This is a genomic window from Streptomyces sp. NPDC059092 (assembly GCF_042756365.1).
Lineage (GTDB): Bacteria > Actinomycetota > Actinomycetes > Streptomycetales > Streptomycetaceae > Streptomyces.
This window is the reverse complement of the sequence record NZ_JBHZEJ010000060.1, coordinates 17,912-36,594: the sequence shown is the minus strand read 5'-3', so window position 1 is coordinate 36,594 and position 18,683 is coordinate 17,912. Positions and strand designations below refer to the sequence as shown.

Here is an 18,683-nt window from a genome sequence, read left to right as displayed (position 1 = left end):
CCGTGGCACGCCCCGTGTCGGGCTCACCGGCTCCACCGGCCTTGTAGGACTCTTCCGGCTCATCAGACGAGGTCCTCCGTCCCCGCTCGGCGGATGTAGACGGTGACCATCAGTAGGACGACCGCCATGAGGATGAAGGAGAGCGCGGCGGCCGTCGGGTAGTCGAGGACACGCAGGAACTGCGTCTGGATGACGCTGCCGACCATCTTGGTGTCGGTGGAGCCGAGCAGTTCGGCGTTGACGTAATCGCCGCTCGCGGGGATGAAGGTGAGCAGCGTGCCGGAGACGACGCCAGGCATGGAGAGCGGCAACGTCACCGTGCGGAAGGTCGTCAGCGGCCTGGCGTACAGATCGCCGGCGGCCTCGTGCAGCCGGCTGTCGATGCGCTCCAGCGACGTGTAGAGCGGCAGGATCATGAAGGGCAGGAAGTTGTACGTCAGACCGCAGACCACCGCCATGGGTGTCGCCAGGACTCGGTCGCCCTCGGTCCAGCCGAGCCAACTGGTCACGTCGAGGACGTGCAGGGCGTCCAGTACGCCGACAACCGCGCCCCCGTCCGCGAGGATCGTCTTCCAGGCGAGCGTCCGGATCAGGAAACTGGTGAAGAACGGCGCGATGACGAGGACCAGCAGCAGATTGCGCCGGCGGCCCGCCTTGAAGGCGATGAGATAGGCGAGGGGGTAGCCGAGCAGCAGGCACAGGAGCGTGGCGGTGCCCGCGTACAGCACGGAGCGTACGAACTGCGGGTAGTACTCCTGGAGCGCGTCCCAGTACGTCCGGAAGTGCCAGGTGACCTGGAAGCCCTTTTCCAGGGAGCCGGTCTGTACGGAGGTCGACGCCTGGTAGACCATCGGCAGCGCGAAGAAGACCAGCAGCCAGAGGATGCCGGGCAGGAGCAGCCAGTACGGGGCGAGGCGCCTGCGCGCGGAGGGCCTACGCACGGGAGGTCCGTACTCCGCGGCGGGCGGCGGGGTGGGCGCGGCGGGTGGGGCTTCCGTGGCCGTCATACTCCCTCCTCTCCTGCCTCGCCGACACGGGCGGGCGCCTGGGCTTCGGCCTGGGTCCGCGCCGTAGCGGAGCCGACGTCGCCGGTGGTGGACCCGAAGGGGCCGCCGGCGTCGCCCGTTGTGCCGGCCAGCGGAGACTGCGCGCCGTCCAGGCCGAAGGTGTGCGCCGGGTTCCAATGCAGGACGACCTCGGCGCCGGGGGCCAGCCGGCTGTCACGTTCGATGTTCTGCGCGTACACCTCCAGCTCGGTGCAGACGGCGCTCTTGATCACGTACTGCGTGGAGACGCCGATGAAGCGGGAGTCGGCGATCCGGCCGGGGATGCGGTTACCTCCGTCAGGGATCGAGCCGGCGTCGTCCGCGTGGGTCAGGGAGATCTTCTCAGGGCGCACGCCGACCAGCAGCCTGCCGCCCCGCGTCGTCGGGGCGGAACATCGGTCGCCAGGGAGCAGGAGCTTTGCGCCACCCGCCATGACCGTCACGTCGTCACCCCGCACGTCGGCTATCTCCGCCTCTATGAGGTTGGACGTACCGAGGAAGTTGGCGACGAAGGTGGTGCGCGGATTCTCGTAGAGCTCGGCGGGGCTGCCGAGTTGTTCGACGCTCCCCGCGTTCATCACCCCGACGGTGTCGGCCATCGTCATGGCCTCCTCCTGATCGTGGGTGACGTGGATAAAGGTGATGCCGACCTCGGTCTGTATGCGCTTCAGCTCCCACTGCATCTGGCGGCGCAGCTTGAGGTCGAGGGCGCCCAGCGGCTCGTCGAGGAGAAGGACCTGCGGATGGTTGATCAGCGCGCGAGCCACCGCGACGCGCTGTTGCTGGCCGCCTGAGAGTTGATGCGGCTTGCGCCTGGCGTGGTCGCCGAGCTGGACAAGACCGAGCATGTCACCGACCTGCTTGCGTACGGACCTGATGCCACGACGCCGCAGCCCGAAGGCGACGTTCTCGTAGATGTCGAGGTGCGGGAAGAGGGCGTAGCTCTGGAACACGGTGTTGACGGGGCGCTTGTACGGAGGGAGCCCCGTAACGTCCCTGTCGCCCAGGAAGACCGTGCCGGTGGTGGGGTCCTCCAGGCCGGCGATCATCCGCAGAGTGGTGGTCTTGCCGCAGCCCGAGGCGCCGAGAAGGGCGAAGAAGGAACCCTGCTCCACGGTGAGGTCGAGGGGCCGTACGGCGCGGAAGGAGCCGTACGCCTTGCTGATCCCGGTGAGGCGGACGTCGCCGCCGTCCCGGCTGGTGGATGCGGTCTCTGTCATGGGTCACGGTCCCGGAGAGGAGAGAGGTGGACGGACGGGGAGTACGGCGCGCCCCGGGATCCGACGGGGCGTAGGGAGCTACGTACAGAAGGCCGTACGAGGCAGGGCCTACAGGGCGCGAAGTACGGGCGCGGGTGCACCGGGGGTGTGGGGAGCGGTGCGGCGTACGGCGCGGCCGGTGGGCCCACTTGTCTACGCGCCGATGAGCTTGGCGAACTTCTGCTCGTACGCCGTCTCTTCCCCGGTGCTGAGGGAACGGAAGGCGTGCGAGGCAGCGGCCATCGCGGCGTTCGGGATGATCAGGGCGTTGCCGGCCATCGACTTGTCGATCCTGGCCAGTTCGGTGCGCACCCCGTCGACCGGGCAGACGTAGTTGATGTACGCGGCGAGCCGCGCGGCGATCGGCGGCCGGTAGTAGTGGTCGATGAGCTGCTCGGCGTTGGCCTTGCGCCGCGCCTTGACCGGGACCAGCAGGTTGTCGCTGGAGAGCATGTAGCCGGCCCGCGGGATGGCGAACTTGATGTCGGGATTGTCGTTCTGGAGCTGGACGATGTCCCCCGCCCAGGCGACGCACGCCGCGATGTCGCCCTTGTCGAGGTCCGCCGTGTAGTCGTTGCCGGTGAAGCGGCGTATCTGCTTCCTGTCGACGGCCTTCTGGATCCGGGCGAGGGCGGCGTCGAAGTCGTCGTCGGTGAAGGCCGCGGGGTCCTTGCCGAGATCCAGGAGGGTCATCCCGACGGTGTCGCGCATCTCGGAGAGGAAGGCCACCCGTCCCGTGAGCTTCGGATCGTCCAGGAGTTGGGAGACCGAGTCGACCGTACGCCCGCCGGTCGCCTTAACGTTGTAGGCGATGACGGCGGGGATCCCTGTCCAGGGGTACGAGTAGGCGCGGCCCGGATCCCAGTCGGGTGAGCGGAACGGCGCGGAGAGGTTCGCGAACGCGTGCGGGAGGTGGGACGGGTCGAGTTTCTGCGCCCAGCCGAGCCTGATGATGCGGGCGGCCAGCCAGTCCGTGACGCAGATGAGATCCCGCCCGGTGTCCTGGCCCGCGGCGAGCTGTGGCCGGATCTTGCCGAAGAACTCGACGTTGTCGTTGATGTCGGCGGTGTATTTGACCGTGATCCCGGTGCGCTTGGTGAACGCCTCCAGCGTCGGATAGTGCTTCTCGTCGTCGCTGACGTCCATGTACTCGGTCCAGTTGGAGAAGACGACGCGCTTCTCCTCGGCCGAGTGGTCAATGGAGGCGGGCACTTCCCCCTCCCGCTTCGCGGGCGGGATGCCGCAGCCGCCCAGTGCGGCGAGCCCGCCGAGTGAGAGGGCGCCGGCACCCGTGGCGCGCAGCATCGAGCGGCGGGTGAGGGCGCCCCTGCCGCTGGTCATGGTGCGGCGTATCGCGGCCCACTGCGCCGCGGACGGGTGGTCGGGTTCGTGCTGCTCCATCTGCTCCATGCACTCTGCCCTTCGGCTGGACGGCTGGACGGCTGGACGGGGTTCGGCGGCTTCAGGGGCTTGCGCGCGAATGGTTCCACGGTGCGACGGAGCCGACGGCCCCCATCGGCTCGCGGCGTACGGAGGAGGTGTGGCCGCCGCTGTACTCACCGGCCGACGCTGTGTCGAGGCGGCGTGCGGCGCCCACGAAGAAGGAGGTGTTGTCAACAGTCCCGGGAACGTCGAACTCGGTGGAGAGCTTGATCGGCTTGCCGCACTGCAGCGACTCGGCGTACGCGAAGTCGTCCGCCTGGGCAGCACGGACGTCCGCCAGCCGGTGCAGGGCGTCGGAGCGCTCACCGGGCGTGGTGGCCGCCCAGCCGGGGAAGGCCGCGTGCGCGGCGGCGACGGCGACGTCAACATCGGTGGGGCCTGCCAGTTCGTACGCGTGGACGTCCTCGCCGGTCGCGGGGTTCACGACAGCCGGCAGACGTCCCGAGGTGCCCGGTCGCGACCGCCCGCCGATGAACTGCGCGCCCTCCTCGAAACGGTCCCGCACCTGGAAGCGGTTGCCCATGACGCTCTCCGGTGTCCCGGCCGACAGTGCCGACCTTTGCTCGAACGGTTGCGAACTGTTGTCCCGGCTCGAATTGATTGCCGATCCTGACAGAACACTTCCATCTCAACAAGGGATTCCGTTGTTGCCTTTTGGTTACGCGACGGAATCAGTGGGCAAGGCGGCGAGCCAAAGCCGTAACGGTACGGAATCCCCGTGGGCACTGTCAGTGGTGACTGGCAGACTTCCGCACATGGGGATGGACACAGGGAGTTCTGTACGTACGCAAGCCGAGCTGGTCGAGCGGGCCCAGGGCGGCGCGGCGGTCAAGTATCTGCAATTCTGGGGGCACACACCACGGCGGGACGGCGCGCTCGGCACGAGCTGTCTGAGCCAGTGGTGGCCGGCCCGGTTCACCGTCGACGGGGTTGAGTACGCGACGGCCGAGCACTGGATGATGGCGGCCAAGGCCCGGCTATTCGGGGACGAGGAAGCCGAGCACGCGGCCCTGGGTGCCGCGAATCCGGCGCTCGCCAAGAAGGCGGGGCGGCTGGTCCGCGAGTTCGACGAAAGCGTCTGGGCGCGCGAGCGCCACAGAATCGTGGTGGCGGGCAGCATCCACAAATTCGGGCAGGACGCGGCACTGCGCGACTTTCTGCTGAGCACGGGCGACCGGGTTCTCGTCGAGGCGAGCCCGATGGACCGGATCTGGGGCATCGGGCTCGCCTCGGACGACGAGCGGGCGGCGGACCCCACACGGTGGCGCGGACTCAACCTGCTGGGCTTCGCACTCATGGAGGCGCGCGACCGGCTCCGGGCCGACCGGGAGTAACGGCCGGACCGGGCCCCCGGACCGCGGTAATCGCCGGACGGCTGCAGCCGACGGACCAGTTCCTAGCGGTTGGCCGCAGCGCCGACGACGAGCGAGGTGGCGAACGGATCCTCGGTGTTCGAGCTCAGCTCCTCCCCCTGCACGACCGCCCAGATCAGGAAGCCGAGGAACGCGGCGCTGATCAGAGTGCCGATCGCGCCGAGGATGATGCCCGCCAGCGCCATTCCCGCGTTGTTCGCCTCGCCCCGCTGGGCGCGTCCGCGGCCCACGAACCCGAAGATCAGCGCCAGAACGCCGAGGATGATGCCGATCCCCCAGAAGCAGAAGGTCACGACGGCGAGGATCCCGAGCACCAGCGCCGTGATCCCCATGCCGTTCGACGGCGCCTGTTGCCAGCCGGTCTGGCCGTATCCCGAGTACGGGGCGTTGGGGTAGCCCGGGTAACCGTAGCCCGCCCCTGCCCCCGCCCCGTACGAGGCGCCGGACTGCTGGGCGCCGGAATAGCCGTACTGTCCCGGGGTGGGCCGGGCAGGCCCACCGGGAGCGGTGGGCGGCGGCGGTACGGCGCCCCCACCGGCCCCTGGTCCCAGCCCCGCGCCGCCTCCGGCACTCGCGCCGGGCCCCTGCCCCGTCCCGCCGGCCGGCATTCCGGTGATCGTCGGCTGGTCGTGCACGGATCGGGCGGAAGGCTGCGGCGGCACCTGCGAGCCCTGGGGGGCGTGCGGCTGCGCGGACGACGGCTTGTCCAGCGGCACCTTGCGCTCCGGCGGCGCCCAGGGATCGCTCGGCTCGTAGCCGCCCGACGGCTGCTCGCTCTTGTCTGACATGGGCCTCCCCCACTCGTAATTCCGTCATGCTACGGCCTCGGCTCCGTGCGGAACCGGCCCGGCCTACGATGATCCGTGCCCCGGAAACCGTCCGGCAGACAGCCCACGCGCCGCCCCGCCGGCCGCGCTTCCAGAACCCGTGCCGCCGGCACCCGCCCCGTACCGTCCCCTTCCCCGGAGGATCACGATGACCGATCCGAGCGCCTTCATCGCCGGCCTGCCCAAGGCCGAGCTCCATGTCCACCACGTCGGCTCAGCGTCGCCGCGCATCGTCGCCGAACTGGCGTCCCGGCACCCGGACTCCAAGGTACCCACCGACCCCGGCGCGCTCGTCGACTTCTTCACCTTCACGGACTTCGCCCATTTCATCGACGTCTACCTCTCGGTCGTCGATCTGATCCGGACGCCGGAGGACGTGCGGCTGCTGACCTTCGAGGTCGCCCGCGACATGGCCCGGCAGAACATCCGCTACGCCGAGCTGACGGTCACGCCTTTCAGCTCGACCAACCGCGGCATCCCCGACCACGCCTTCATGGAGGCCATAGAGGACGCGCGGAAGGCCGCCGAAACCGAACTGGGCGTCGTACTGCGCTGGATCTTCGACATTCCGGGAGAGGCGGGGCTGAAGGCCGCCGAGGAGACCACTCGGCTCGCGGTGGACCTGCGCCCCGACGGGCTGGTCGGCTTCGGACTGGGCGGCCCCGAGATCGGCGTACCCCGGCCGCAGTTCAAGCCGTACTTCGACCGGGCGATCGCGGCGGGGCTGCGCTCCGTACCTCACGCCGGCGAAACGACGGGGCCGGAGACGGTCTGGGACGCACTGCGCGAACTGCGCGCAGAACGCATCGGCCACGGCACCAGCTCCGTCCAGGACCCGGAGCTGCTGGCGTATCTCGCCGAGCACCGCGTCCCGCTGGAGGTGTGCCCCACGTCCAACATCGCCACCCGCGCCGTCGCCGATCTCGACGAGCACCCCATCAAGGCGATGGTCTCAGCGGGGGTGCTCGTGACGGTCAACAGCGACGACCCCCCCATGTTCGGCACGGATCTGAACAAGGAGTACCGCGTCGCGGCGCGGCTGCTCGGCCTGGACGAGCGCGGTATCGCCGATCTCGCGAAGAATGGGGTCGAGGCGTCGTTCCTCGACACGGCCGGCAAGAAGCGGCTCGCCGAGGAGATCGACGCGTACACCGCGCAGTGGCTCGCGCGCTGACCGTGGCCGACGGCGACGGCCGCGGCCACGACGCCGGTACGGGGCGGACGGTCGTCGCCGTGGGCCACCGCGGCGACCCCTACCGCGTCCGGGAGAACACCCTTCCCTCGGTTCGTTCCGCGCGGCGACGGGGCGCAGACGCGGTCGAGATCGACGTACGACTCACCGGGGACGGGGTGCCTGTGCTGCTGCACGACGCCTCGCTGGCGCGGCTCTGGGGTTATGAGCGGCGGCTCGCCGAGGTGACGTACGACGAACTGCGTGAGCTGACGCGCGGCGAGGTGCCGACCCTGCGCGACGCGCTCCTCCCGCCCCCGGACGGGGAATACGGCGGCGACGGGGCTCCGGCACGGCGCCCGTACGGCACGGGGGGCCGGTTCATGATCGATCTGCCGGGCGCCACCGCGGCGTCGGTGCGCACGGTCGTCGGCACCGTCCGGGAGTGCGGCGCTGAGGAACGCGTGTACTACTGCGCCGGCCCGGACACAATGCTCGCTGTCCGCGCCGCCGACGCGCGCGCCGAGATCGCGATGACCTGGACGACGCCGGCGCCGCCACGCCCCGTGCTCCTCGCGGCGGTGCGGCCACGCTGGCTCAACTACCGCTTCGGGCTGGTCAGCCGGGAGCTGGCCGACCGCAACCACCGGGACGGGCTACTGGTCTCCGCCTGGACCGTGGACACCCGGCGCAACATGCGCAGACTGATCGAGCGCGGGGTCGATTCGATCACCACGAACCGGATCGACGTTCTGTCCGGCCTGCTCCGCACGGCGGTCGGCAAGCCGAGCTCCCACGGCGCGGCGGGCCCTGAGGTGTAGCCGCGACCGTCGCCCCGGGCGAGTTCGACGAGCCGCCCCGTACGGGGCGGGGCCGTCCAGCGCGCCCGGGCAGGAAGTCGAACCCGCCCGCCGGTGCCCCGTACGCCGCCTCGCTTCGCCTCGTACGCCGCGGTACTCCGCTGCACCGGCCCGCCCCGTATGGCGGCGTACGGGCGCCCCGTACGCCGCGCCGCGCTCGTAGCAGAGGCAGTCGGTCCCCCGCCGGCTGCCGGCCGACACCCGGCGGGGGCAGCCGTCAGCCGTCGAGCGACGTCATCACGTGCTTGATGCGCGTGTAGTCGTCGAAGCCGTACGCGGAGAGGTCCTTGCCGTACCCCGACTTCTTGAAGCCTCCGTGCGGCATCTCCGCGACCAGCGGAATGTGCGTGTTGATCCACACGCAGCCGAAGTCCAGGGCCTTCGACATCCGCATCGCCCGCGCGTGGTCCTTCGTCCACACGGACGAGGCGAGGGCGAACTCCACGCCGTTGGCGTACTCCAGGGCCTGGGCCTCGTCCGTGAAGGACTGCACGGTGATGACGGGGCCGAAGACCTCGTTCTGGATGATCTCGTCGTCCTGCTTGAGGCCGGAGACGACCGTCGGGGCATAGAAGTAGCCCTTCTCACCGACCCGGTGACCGCCTGCCTCGACCCGTGCATGGGCCGGCAGCCGCTCGATGAAGCCGGAGACCTGCTGGAGCTGCTGGGCGTTGTTGAGCGGCCCGTAGAGCACGCCCTCGTCGTCCGGCGCGCCCGTCTTCGTGTCGGCCGCCGCCTTGGCGAGTGCGGTCACGAAGTCGTCGTGGATCGACTCGTGGACGAGGACGCGTGTCGCCGCCGTACAGTCCTGCCCCGCGTTGAAGTACCCCGCCACTGCGATGTCCTCGACGGCCTTCGCCAGGTCGACGTCCTCGAAGACGACGACCGGGGCCTTGCCGCCCAGTTCCAGGTGGACCCGCTTGACGTCCTTGGCCGCCGACGCCGCGACCTGCATACCGGCCCGTACGGAGCCGGTGATGGAGGCCATCGCGGGCGTCGGGTGCTCGACCATGGCCCGGCCGCTGTCGCGGTCGCCGCAGATGACGTTGAAGACACCCTTGGGGACGATCGCGCCGATGATTTCGGCCATCAGCACCGTCGACGCGGGGGTGGTGTCCGACGGCTTGAGCACAACCGTGTTGCCCGCGGCGAGCGCCGGCGCGAACTTCCACACCGCCATCATCATCGGGTAGTTCCACGGCGCGACCTGCGCGCAGACACCGACCGGCTCCCGCCGGACGATCGAGGTGAAGCCGTCCATGTACTCTCCGGCCGACCGGCCTTCGAGCATCCGGGCGGCGCCCGCGAAGAAGCGGATCTGGTCCACCATCGGCGGGATCTCTTCGGTGCGGGTGAGTTCGATCGGCTTGCCCGTGTTCTCCGACTCGGCGGCGATCAGGTCCTCCGCGCGCTCCTCGAAGGCGTCCGCGATCTTCAGCAGCACCTTCTGACGCTCGGCCGGAGTGGTGTCCCGCCACGCCGGGAAGGCGGCCGCAGCGGCCTCCATGGCGGCGTCGACATCGGCCTTCCCCGAGAGTGGGGACGTGGCGTACGCGTCACCCGTGGTCGGGTCGACCACCTCGATGGTCCGCCCGTCAGCGGCGTCCCGGAACTCCCCGTTGATGTAGTTACGCAGCCGGCGCAGCTCGGTGGTCACTGCCACCCCTCCCTGTCAGGTGTCCGATGGGTGAGACACCCACCCTAATCGCTCGTCCGACGCTTTCAACAGGCCCGACCCCCCGCAACTTCGGATTCCGTGAGATGAGATCCCTCGAACAACGAATTTCATCGATGCAGGGTTGCTATACGGGCGAGTCCCGGTGCACAGTGAAGTGCGTGGCCAGCCGTAGCACAGACTCCAGAACGAACTCGAAGGCGCAGTCCGAGGCGGGCTCGAAGCCGGAGCCCACGCCTGCCTCCAGGGCGTACTCCAAGCACGACGTCAGGCACGACTCCAGGCCGGAGCCCCGGGCCGGGAACGGCTCCTCGCCGACGATCGACTCCGTATCGCTCGCGATCATCGAGCAGCTCCAGCAGGACGGACGCCGCCCGTACGCCGCGATCGGCAAGGCGGTCGGCCTCTCCGAGGCGGCCGTACGCCAGCGCGTCCAGAAGCTGCTCGATCAGGGCGTGATGCAGATCGTCGCCGTCACGGACCCGCTCACCGTCGGCTTCCGGCGGCAGGCGATGGTCGGCATCAATGTCGAGGGTGACATGGACACGGTCGCTGACGCGCTGTCGGAGATGGCGGAATGCGAGTACGTGGTGGTGACCGCGGGCTCCTTCGACCTGATGGTCGAGATCGTCTGCGAGGACGACGACCACCTGCTCGAAGTGATCAACAAGCGGATCCGCGCACTCCCCGGTGTGCGCTCCACCGAGAGCTTCGTCTATCTGAAGCTGAAGAAGCAGACCTACATGTGGGGAACCCGATAGCCGTGAGCAAGGACCTCTCCAAGACCGCGTACGACCACCTGTGGATGCACTTCACCCGCATGTCCTCGTACGAGAACGCCCCCGTGCCCACCATCGTGCGCGGCGAGGGCACCTACATCTACGACGCCCAGGGCAAGCGCTACCTGGACGGCCTCTCGGGGCTGTTCGTGGTCAATGCCGGCCACGGCCGCCACGAACTGGCGGAGGCCGCCTACAAGCAGGGTCAGGAACTGGGCTTCTTCCCGGTGTGGTCGTACGCCCATCCGAAGGCCGTCGAACTCGCGGAGCGGCTCGCGCACCACGCTCCCGGCGACCTCAACAAGGTCTTCTTCACGACGGGCGGCGGCGAGGCCGTGGAGACCGCATGGAAGCTCGCCAAGCAGTACTTCAAGTTGACGGGAAAGCCGACCAAGTACAAGGTCATCTCGCGCGCCGTCGCCTACCACGGGACGCCTCAGGGGGCGCTCTCCATCACCGGACTGCCCGCTCTGAAGGCACCGTTCGAGCCGCTGGTCCCAGGCGCGCGCAAGGTCCCGAACACGAACATCTACCGCGCCCCGCTGTACGGGGACGACCCGGAGGCGTTCGGCCGCTGGGCCGCCGACCAGATCGAGCAGGAGATCCTGTTCGAGGGGCCCGATACGGTCGCGGCGGTCTTCCTGGAGCCCGTACAGAACGCGGGTGGCTGCTTCCCTCCGCCCCCCGGCTACTTCCAGCGGGTCCGCGAGATCTGTGACCGGTACGACGTCCTGCTCGTCTCCGACGAGGTCATCTGCGCCTTCGGCCGGCTCGGCACGATGTTCGCGTGCGACAAGTTCGACTACATACCCGACATGATCACCTGCGCCAAGGGCATGACGTCGGGCTATTCCCCGATCGGCGCCTGCGTCGTCTCCGACCGGCTCGCCGAGCCGTTCTACCAGGGTGACAACACCTTCCTGCACGGCTATACGTTCGGTGGCCACCCGGTCTCCGCGGCGGTCGGTCTCGCCAACCTCGACATCTTCGAACGCGAGGGCCTCAACCAGCATGTGCTCGACAACGAGGGCGCGTTCTTCGCCACCCTGAAGAAACTGCACGACCTGCCCATCGTGGGCGACGTACGCGGCAACGGCTTCTTCTACGGCATCGAACTGGTGAAGGACAAGACCACCAAGGAAACGTTCACGGACGAGGAGACGGAGCGCGTCCTGTACGGCTTCCTCTCCAAGAAGCTGTACGACAGCGGCCTGTACTGCCGCGCCGACGACCGGGGCGACCCGGTGGTACAGCTCGCGCCTCCGCTGATCTCCGACCAGTCCACGTTCGACGAGATCGAGGGGATCCTCCGGGCCGTACTGACGGAAGCGTGGACGAAGCTCTGAGCGGACGCCACGCGGCCCACCGGAGCGGGGAGGCGTTGTGGCGCCCTGCCCGCCACGCTCGCTCCGTGCGGCACCCAACAAGCGTCTGCGTGCCGCCTTTCGGGTGAGAAGGGCGGCGCGCGGGGCCTGTGATGTGCCCTCTTCCCGCTCCGAAAACCTAGCGTGCCCCATGACCGATCGTCGCCGCCCCGTTCCGCCGGACGAGGGACGGCCGGGAAGCGCCGAGGCGCACCCACATCCGATCAGAACCGAGGTGTACGCCATGGTGGCCCCGCCGGACAACGACGTGCTCTGGGCGCGTTCCCTGAACTACTCCCACAACGGATCGCCCGCGCTCGACGGCGTCTCGCTCGGCGTGCGCGAAGGCGAGATCCTCGCCGTGAACGGTTCGCGCGGCAGCGGCAAGACGACGCTGCTCCAATGCCTGTCGGGGCAGTTGGTCCCGCAGCAGGGCGAGGTCTGGTTCAACAGCTCGCCGGTCCACACCATGAGCCCCCTGCTGCGGGAACGCCTGCGCCGCGACCGCTTCGGCTGGATCGGCCCCGAGCCGGCCCTCGTTCCCGAGCTGACCTCGTGGGAGAACGCCGCCCTGCCCCTGCTCATGCGTGGTACGTCGCACCGTGCCGCAAAGGCCACTGCCTTGGAGTGGCTGGAGCGCCTCGACATCGGCCCCTGCGCCCGTAAGCGGCCGTACGCCCTCTTCCGGTCCCAGCAGCAGCGCGTCGCCGTCGCGCGCGCCCTGGTCACCGAGCCCTCGGTCGTCTTCGCCGACGAGCCGACGGCGCCGCTGCACCGTACGGACCGCGCGCAGGTGCTCCGTACGCTGACCACCGCGGCGCGCTCACACCGGATCACCGTCGTCCTCGCCACCCTGGACACGGAGGTCGCGACGCTCGCCGACCGCACCGTCACACTGGTCGACGGGCGGCGCGACAACTCGCCGCGGCCGTCCGAGGCGGAAGGCCGGGCCTCGTGCTCGCTCTCCGTCTAGGCCGCGGCACACACCCCCTGGTCCTGTTCCGACGACTGCTGGTCGTCGCGGCGTCGGCGGGTGTCGGCTTCCTGTTTTTGTGCACTCTCGGCTGGGCGATGGGCCATCCGTCGGGGTCGCCGGTCCGGCTGCTCTGGTGTCTGGTGCCGCTCGCGGCGACGGTGCAGTTCGCCGTCGCGGTGGCACGCGCCGAACCGCGCACCCGATCGCGGTCCGGGCTGTCGGCGGTGGGCCTCGGCCCGGCGCGGCTCACGGTGCTGGGGGCGACGTCGACCGCGATCTCCTGCACGCTGGGCAGCTCGGTGGCGCTGTTGTTCTTCCTGCATCTGCGCGGCGATCTGACGGGCATGCCGTTCGACGGTGAGGCGGCCGACCTGCTGGCCGCCGGCCAACCGCTACCGTTCGGCGCGGCGCTGACGCTGCTGGCGGCCTCACCCGTCCTGGCAACGATGGCGACGGGGCTTGCTCTACGAACTCGTAGCCGCGTCGAGTCGAAGGCCGCGGGCGCCGTACGGAGCGCTTCGAGGGCCCGGACGGGGGCAAGCGTCGGCAGCAGCGGCGGTGCCCCCACCGCGGCGGCTTCCGCCTCGGAAACGTCGGACACGACGACGACCACGCCTGCCGCCGACAGCGCCGTTGCGGTGCGGACAGCCACGCCCACGTCTGCGCTTCCCGCCACGCCCGTACCCGCGCCCGCAGCCGCGCCATATCCAGCACCCGCGCCGGCGGGACTTCCCTGGGGCGTCGCGTTCACGGCGGCCGGTCTCGCGGTCGAGACGTACGCGAGCCGCGGAGGAGGCGGCCCCGCGCTGCCGCTGCCCGGTCAGTTCGACGGCAGCTCCGCCGCGGTCCTGGCCGGCTGGTCACTGACGGCCGTCGGTCTGGCGCTGGCCGGTCCGGGCATCACGTATCTCTGTGGCTGGCTGCTCCAGGTCATGCGCCCCGGGGCGCTCCGTCTGCTGGCCGGACGGACCTTGATGGCGGAGTCGCGGCGTATCGGCCGGCCACTGGGCGTGCTGTGCGCGGTGGTGTCGGGAACGTTCGCGGCGGCGTCCCTGTACAGCCCCACGGACGAGCGCCCCTTCGGCCCGCTCACGGCGCTCGGCGCGACGCTGGTCATCGGCTGTACGGCGGCCACAGTGCTGGCGGCGGCCTTGGAAGCGCGGCAGACACGGGCCTCGGCCACGGAAAGTCTCCGCCTCGCGGGCGCCCCGGCGGGGCTGCTGCGCACGGCGGTGCTGGTAAGGGCGGCCACTGTGGTGGTGGTCTTCGTGCCCTTGACCTGGGCCGTGGCGGCGCTGGCCGCAATCCCGCTGTCCACGTAGGCGCGAAACTGAGGCACGCCGCGCCGCAGGAGCGCGGACGGTGCGAGGGCGGCGGCCCCGCGCCATCCGGCCCGGCGGTGCGGCGTACGCCCCTGCCGGCCGCGGCGTACGCCGCCCCGCAGGTCCCGTGGCGTCGCGGCGTCCACCGCCCCGTACGCCGCGTACGAAGCCCACAGGGCACCCCCGCTCGTACCCCGCCTTGCCGATCCCCTTCAGCTCACAGCTACCGCCCCCCACCTCGCGAACCGGGTCGAGGAGGATCCCCTATCGTGACCCCATGTCGAACGACGAGCAGCCCACCGCGCACCACCAGGACCGCGAGATCGAGTCCCTCGACGAGTTCGACCTCACCGTGCAGACCCAAGGGACGCTCCGTGGATATCGCGTGCAGTCCGTCGATCTGACGGCCCGTACGACTGAACTCCTCGGCGCCGATACCGCCGACGCCGTCTTCCTGGGCTGCCCCATGGAGCCCGACGCCGCGTTCAAGGTGCGCGCCGACGGTGCCATGGTCTTCCCACCCGTGCCGAATCTGCCGTTCGACCCGTACCGGGGGTTCCTCTACTCCCCCGATCGACTCTTCGAGGGCCTCTCGGACGGCGGCTACGAGGCCACTCCCGACGCCCTCGCCTACGCCTGGTTCCAGCGGACCAAGGCCGACGGCGACATATTCGCGTCCATGCTGCGCTCCGTGCACGACGACGCGATCTCCGACGCCCTGGACGAACTCGTGATCGGGGCGCGCGTCGTGGGCGTCATGGGCGGGCACGCGATGGCCCGTGGCACCGATGCCTACGCCGGTGCGGCACGCCTCGGGCGCTCACTCACCCGTGCGGGACTGACCGTGGCCACCGGTGGCGGTCCCGGCGCCATGGAGGCCGCGAACCTCGGCGCGTACTCCGCTCCCCACTCGGACGAAATGCTGGACCAAGCCCTCGACATGCTCGCCGAGGCACCGTCGTTCGTCCCCTCCGTCTCGGCGTGGGCGCGGGCCGCTTTCGAGGTCAGGGCGCGCTGGCCGAAGGGCGACGACTCCATCGGCATCCCCACATGGTTCTACGGCCACGAACCGCCCAACGCCTTCGCCGGCCACATCGCCAAGTACTTCGCCAACGCGACCCGCGAGGACGGCCTGCTGGCACGCTCCAACGCAGGGGTGATCTTCCTGCCCGGTGCGGCGGGCACCGTACAGGAGATCTTCGACAACGCGACGCCGAACTACTACCAGTCACGGGGCGAGCCGACCCCGATGGTCCTGGTCGACCGTGCCCACTGGACCGAGCGGCTCCCGACGTGGCCACTGCTCCAAGCGCTGGCGAAGGAGCGCCCGATGGAGACGCGGATCGCACTCGTCGACTCGGTGGACGAGGCTCCTGCCGCGCTCGCCAGGCTCTGCACGGCCTGAGGCCCGGACGCAAGCGGGATTCACCGCGGGAACGTGGCCGGTCGCTCGTACCAACGATCCCCCGCTCACTTCCTCACGCACCGCCCCGTAGCTGCGCTTCCGCCTCATCGCCTGGGCTGCCTCACGGTCTACCTTCAGTCCGCCCTTTCGCGTGCGGCAGGGCATGACCAAGACAACGGCCGCAGCACAGAGGCGCGCGCAGGACCTCGCGCCAACGCGTCGCAGCAGCCCTCGACGAATACATGAATGCCACGTCTGCCGCCGGGGACGGCGGATTTCTCCTCAAAGACACCGCCTCTCAGGAACCTATGCGTGCCATGCGGATCGTGGCGCACAAGGACGGCCCGATTACCCGATAAAGCGTCTACGAAGACAACCTCTCCATCGCTGTCACCTGCACTCCGTGAGCGAGGTTCAGGGCGCTGCCTGTACGCCTCATACAGGGTGTTCGTCCCGCTCCTTCAGGACCACCACATCCTCGGCGGCGAAGGCGACACCTACCGTCGTGCCCTCCGCCGGGGCGGCGTGCAGCCCGCACTCGGCCTCCAGGACCGGCCCGTCGCCGGGCCGGTCGGGGCGCAGTAGAACGGCGACGCGGCTGCCCCGGAAGGTACGGGCCTCGACGGTGCAGCGCAGCCCTTGCGCCGCGTCGACCAGCCGTACCCCGGCCGGCCGTACCAGGAGGAGTCGTTCCCCCCGCGCGGAGCCCTTCGGTACAGGGATCCGGCCCCAGGCGGTTTCGGCGGCCTCGTCGCCCACGGTCGCGGGGACGACGTTGTCGAAGCCGAGGAACCGCGCCACGAACGCGGAGGCGGGCCGCTGCCAGACCTCCAGCGGTGTGCCGCTCTGGGCGATGCGGCCGTCGCGCATCACCACGACACGGTCGGCGAGCGCGAAAGCCTCGCCCTGGTCGTGAGTGACGGCGAGCACGGTCGTACCGAGCCGTCCGAAGAGGCCACGCAGTTCGACCACGAGACGCTCGCGCAGGCTTCGGTCCAACTGACCGAGCGGCTCGTCCAGCATCAGCAGCCGCGGCTGGGGCGCGAGCGCCCGGGCCAGGGCAACCCGCTGCTGCTCGCCGCCGGAGAGCGCGGCGACGGCGCGCGGTCCGGCGCCCGACAGGCCCACAAGTCCAAGCAGTTCCTCAACCCGCCGGGACTGCTCGTCGCGTGACGCACCGCGCATCCGCAGGCCGAAGGCGACGTTTCCCGCCACGTCACGCTGCGGGAAGAGCTGGTGATCCTGGAACATCAGCCCGACGCCACGTCGATGCACCGGCACCCCGTACTGGTCGGTGCCGTCCAGGAAGATCCGTCCGGCGTCCGGAGTCTGCAGGCCCGCTACGACGCGCAACAGTGTCGACTTGCCGCTTCCGCTCGGCCCGAGCACACAGACGATCTCGTGCTCGGCCACTTCCAGATCGACCGCGTTGAGCGCGGCGTGCGGGGCGGTGCCGAGACCGGTGCCGAACCGCACGGTCACATCCGACAGAGTCAGCAAAGCCATCAGAACTCTCCCGAGCGGTCGGTACGGATACGTTCGAGCGCCAGCAGCGACACCGCGCACACCACCATCAGAACCGTGGACAGGGCCATCGCCTGCCCGTAGTTGAGCTCGCCGGGCCGGCTCAGCAGCCGCGCCACGGCCACCGGCAGCGTCGGCCGGTCGGGACGCGCGATGAAGACCGTGGCACCGAACTCACCGAGCGAGACAGCGAAGGCGAACCCTGCCGCAACAAGTGTGGCCCGCCGTACCAACGGCAGATCGACTTCCCGCCAGGCGCGCAGCGGAGACGCCCCGAGGACGGCCGCCGCCTCGCGCAGCCGCCCGTCCACCGCGCGCAGCACCGGCAGCATGGTCCGTACGACGAAGGGCACACCCACCAGCGCCTGGGCGAGCGGTACGAGGATCCACGAGGCCCGCAGATCGAGAGGCGGTTTGTCGAGCGTGATCAGGAAGCCGAAACCGACGGTCACGGCGGAGACGCCGAGCGGCAGCATCAGCAGGGCGTCGAAGCCCCGTACGAGGCGTCCGGCGCGGCGGGTCAGCGCGGCGGCGGCGAGGCCGCCGACCACCACCGCGATGGCCGTGGCGACCAACGCGTACCGCAGCGAGTTCCAGACGGCCTCCAGCGGCGGCACGAGGAAGGTGCCACCACTCGCGTCCGCCGAGGCGAGAGCCCGGTAGTAGGCGAACCCGTAACCGCCTTGGCCGTCGAGGGAGCGCTCGACGAGCACCCCCAGCGGCAAAAGGATCAGGAGCGCGACAGTCGCCAGCACGCAACCGAGCAGCGCCCACTGCCCGGCTCCGTGGGGCCGCCGCGCGGTCTGTGCCGGGTCGACGAGCTTCAGGGCGGTTTCCCGCCTCCGTACGGTCCCGGCGTGTACGGCGAGAATCGCGCCGACCGCCGCGAACTGCACGAGCGTCAGCACGGCCGCGGTGGGCAGGTCGAGGAGCTGCGCGGTCTGCCGGTAGATCTCGACCTCGAGGGTGGAGAAGCCGGGTCCTCCGAGGATCTGTACGACGCCGAAGGAGGTGAATGTGAAGAGGAAGACCATCAGCGCGGCGGCGGCGACTGCGGGGGCGAGTGCGGGCAGGGTCACGTGCCGCCACGCCGCGAGGCGTCCGGCGCCCAGGACGCGCGCGGCTTCCTCCTGGCGCGGGTCGAGCTGTGACCACAGGCCGCCCACGGTGCGTACGACCACCGCGTAGTTGAAGAAGACATGGGCAAGAAGGATCGCCCAGACAGTGGTGTCGAGCCGTACACCCCAGAGGTCGTCAAGAAGTCCACCGCGCCCGAGAAGCGCCAGGAAGGCGGTACCGACGACAACAGTGGGCAGCACGAAGGGCACGGTGACCACTGCGCGCAGGAGTTGCTTCCCCGGAAAGGTGAAGCGTGCGAAGACGTAGCCGCCGGGCAGTGCGATCAGCAGCGTGAACGCGGTGGAGGCGAGCGCCTGCCATGTGGTGAACCACAGAACGCCGAGGATGTCTGGGCGGCTCAGTACGTCGCCGACGCGCCCGAACTGCCAGGCACCGTCCGCCTTGAGGCCGCGGCCGACGATCGCGGCCACGGGATAGGCGAAGAAGACCGCGAAGAAGGCGAGGGGCCCGGCCATGAGGGCGAGGCGCACGACGCTTCCGTACCCACGACCACGCCCCCGCCCTTCCTCGCCTCGCAAA

General features: G+C 70.0%; 15 protein-coding genes and 1 pseudogene. 8 read left to right on the top strand and 8 right to left on the bottom strand.

From position 1 onward, the window contains the following. Window positions 1-62: 62 nt before the first annotated feature. The 4 genes and pseudogenes from ACFXPL_RS28040 to ACFXPL_RS28025 form a co-directional block, all read right to left on the bottom strand. The gene (locus ACFXPL_RS28040) at window positions 63-1,007 is read right to left on the bottom strand and encodes an ABC transporter permease (protein ID WP_384924737.1); all 945 of its coding nucleotides are present in this window, start codon (window positions 1,005-1,007) and stop codon (window positions 63-65) included. Further along, complete coding sequence (locus tag ACFXPL_RS28035) at window positions 1,004-2,266, bottom strand: ABC transporter ATP-binding protein (protein WP_384924735.1); 1,263 nt, start codon at window positions 2,264-2,266, stop codon at window positions 1,004-1,006. The genes ACFXPL_RS28040 and ACFXPL_RS28035 overlap by 4 nt, the downstream gene beginning before the upstream one ends. 192 nt (window positions 2,267-2,458) lie before the next feature. Beyond that, complete coding sequence (locus ACFXPL_RS28030; protein ID WP_384924773.1) at window positions 2,459-3,706, bottom strand: spermidine/putrescine ABC transporter substrate-binding protein; 1,248 nt, start codon at window positions 3,704-3,706, stop codon at window positions 2,459-2,461. A gap of 79 nt (window positions 3,707-3,785) precedes the next feature. Further along, a pseudogene (locus tag ACFXPL_RS28025) lies at window positions 3,786-4,271 on the bottom strand (aldehyde dehydrogenase family protein); the annotation flags it as partial. Between the two features lie 238 nt (window positions 4,272-4,509). Between ACFXPL_RS28025 and ACFXPL_RS28020 the strand changes: the two are divergent. Beyond that, complete coding sequence (locus tag ACFXPL_RS28020; RefSeq protein ID WP_384924771.1) at window positions 4,510-5,082, top strand: NADAR family protein; 573 nt, start codon at window positions 4,510-4,512, stop codon at window positions 5,080-5,082. A 62-nt stretch (window positions 5,083-5,144) separates the two neighbouring features. Here ACFXPL_RS28020 and ACFXPL_RS28015 read toward each other — a convergent pair whose 3' ends face one another. Further along, window positions 5,145-5,909: a DUF4190 domain-containing protein gene (locus ACFXPL_RS28015; RefSeq protein ID WP_384924733.1), complete on the bottom strand. Its 765-nt coding sequence runs from the start codon at window positions 5,907-5,909 to the stop codon at window positions 5,145-5,147. A gap of 187 nt (window positions 5,910-6,096) precedes the next feature. Here ACFXPL_RS28015 and ACFXPL_RS28010 point away from each other — a divergent pair, with 187 nt between their 5' ends. Together ACFXPL_RS28010 and ACFXPL_RS28005 are read left to right on the top strand one after the other, a co-directional pair. After that, on the top strand, window positions 6,097-7,122 hold the full coding sequence (locus ACFXPL_RS28010; protein ID WP_384924731.1) for an adenosine deaminase: 1,026 nt from the start codon (window positions 6,097-6,099) through the stop codon (window positions 7,120-7,122). 2 nt (window positions 7,123-7,124) lie between these two features. Next, entirely contained in the window at window positions 7,125-7,940 is an 816-nt protein-coding gene (locus ACFXPL_RS28005; protein ID WP_384924769.1) for a glycerophosphodiester phosphodiesterase, read from the top strand. 256 nt (window positions 7,941-8,196) lie between these two features. On the opposite strand, the gene ACFXPL_RS28000 is transcribed toward ACFXPL_RS28005, so the two are convergent. Next, complete coding sequence (locus tag ACFXPL_RS28000; protein WP_384924767.1) at window positions 8,197-9,636, bottom strand: gamma-aminobutyraldehyde dehydrogenase; 1,440 nt, start codon at window positions 9,634-9,636, stop codon at window positions 8,197-8,199. A 338-nt stretch (window positions 9,637-9,974) separates the two neighbouring features. On the opposite strand from ACFXPL_RS28000, the gene ACFXPL_RS27995 reads away from it, so the two are divergent. The 5 genes from ACFXPL_RS27995 to ACFXPL_RS27975 all read left to right on the top strand — a co-directional run bounded on the left by ACFXPL_RS27995 (window position 9,975) and on the right by ACFXPL_RS27975 (window position 15,500). Further along, window positions 9,975-10,415, top strand: a complete 441-nt coding sequence (locus ACFXPL_RS27995; protein ID WP_384924765.1) for an Lrp/AsnC family transcriptional regulator — start codon at window positions 9,975-9,977, stop codon at window positions 10,413-10,415. Continuing rightward, window positions 10,400-11,779, top strand: coding sequence for an aspartate aminotransferase family protein (locus ACFXPL_RS27990; protein WP_384924729.1), 1,380 nt, complete (start codon window positions 10,400-10,402; stop codon window positions 11,777-11,779). The genes ACFXPL_RS27995 and ACFXPL_RS27990 overlap by 16 nt, the downstream gene beginning before the upstream one ends. Window positions 11,780-12,041: 262 nt before the next feature. Beyond that, window positions 12,042-12,770 carry an ABC transporter ATP-binding protein gene (locus ACFXPL_RS27985; RefSeq protein ID WP_384924727.1) on the top strand — a complete coding sequence of 243 codons (729 nt, stop codon included), beginning with the start codon at window positions 12,042-12,044 and terminating at the stop codon, window positions 12,768-12,770. Further along, on the top strand, window positions 12,752-14,095 hold the full coding sequence (locus ACFXPL_RS27980) for a hypothetical protein (RefSeq protein WP_384924725.1): 1,344 nt from the start codon (window positions 12,752-12,754) through the stop codon (window positions 14,093-14,095). The genes ACFXPL_RS27985 and ACFXPL_RS27980 overlap by 19 nt, the downstream gene beginning before the upstream one ends. A gap of 277 nt (window positions 14,096-14,372) precedes the next feature. After that, the gene (locus tag ACFXPL_RS27975) at window positions 14,373-15,500 is read left to right on the top strand and encodes an LOG family protein (RefSeq protein WP_384924723.1); all 1,128 of its coding nucleotides are present in this window, start codon (window positions 14,373-14,375) and stop codon (window positions 15,498-15,500) included. Window positions 15,501-15,935: 435 nt separating this feature from the next. Here the strand turns inward: ACFXPL_RS27975 and ACFXPL_RS27970 are convergent, their stop codons facing one another. Both ACFXPL_RS27970 and ACFXPL_RS27965 read right to left on the bottom strand, forming a co-directional pair. Continuing rightward, a complete protein-coding gene (locus ACFXPL_RS27970; protein WP_384924721.1) occupies window positions 15,936-17,006 on the bottom strand; it encodes an ABC transporter ATP-binding protein in 1,071 nt (356 codons plus the stop codon). Continuing rightward, window positions 17,006-18,619: an ABC transporter permease gene (locus tag ACFXPL_RS27965; RefSeq protein WP_384924763.1), complete on the bottom strand. Its 1,614-nt coding sequence runs from the start codon at window positions 18,617-18,619 to the stop codon at window positions 17,006-17,008. Before ACFXPL_RS27965 ends, ACFXPL_RS27970 begins: the two co-directional genes overlap by 1 nt. Between the last annotated feature and the right edge of the window lie 64 nt (window positions 18,620-18,683).

Excerpts from the sequence above, each read along its gene's own strand:
- ACFXPL_RS28010 (WP_384924731.1), top strand. The coding sequence starts at position 6,097 with ATGACCGATCCGAGCGCCTTCATCGCCGGCCTGCCCAAGGCCGAGCTC.
- ACFXPL_RS27965 (WP_384924763.1), bottom strand. The coding sequence starts at position 18,619 with ATGGCCGGGCCCCTCGCCTTCTTCGCGGTCTTCTTCGCCTATCCCGTG.
- ACFXPL_RS28040 (WP_384924737.1), bottom strand. The coding sequence starts at position 1,007 with ATGACGGCCACGGAAGCCCCACCCGCCGCGCCCACCCCGCCGCCCGCC.
- ACFXPL_RS28035 (WP_384924735.1), bottom strand. The coding sequence starts at position 2,266 with ATGACAGAGACCGCATCCACCAGCCGGGACGGCGGCGACGTCCGCCTC.
- ACFXPL_RS27985 (WP_384924727.1), top strand. The coding sequence starts at position 12,042 with ATGGTGGCCCCGCCGGACAACGACGTGCTCTGGGCGCGTTCCCTGAAC.
- ACFXPL_RS28030 (WP_384924773.1), bottom strand. The coding sequence starts at position 3,706 with ATGGAGCAGCACGAACCCGACCACCCGTCCGCGGCGCAGTGGGCCGCG.
- ACFXPL_RS28020 (WP_384924771.1), top strand. The coding sequence starts at position 4,510 with ATGGACACAGGGAGTTCTGTACGTACGCAAGCCGAGCTGGTCGAGCGG.
- ACFXPL_RS27970 (WP_384924721.1), bottom strand. The coding sequence starts at position 17,006 with ATGGCTTTGCTGACTCTGTCGGATGTGACCGTGCGGTTCGGCACCGGT.
- ACFXPL_RS28015 (WP_384924733.1), bottom strand. The coding sequence starts at position 5,909 with ATGTCAGACAAGAGCGAGCAGCCGTCGGGCGGCTACGAGCCGAGCGAT.
- ACFXPL_RS27975 (WP_384924723.1), top strand. The coding sequence starts at position 14,373 with ATGTCGAACGACGAGCAGCCCACCGCGCACCACCAGGACCGCGAGATC.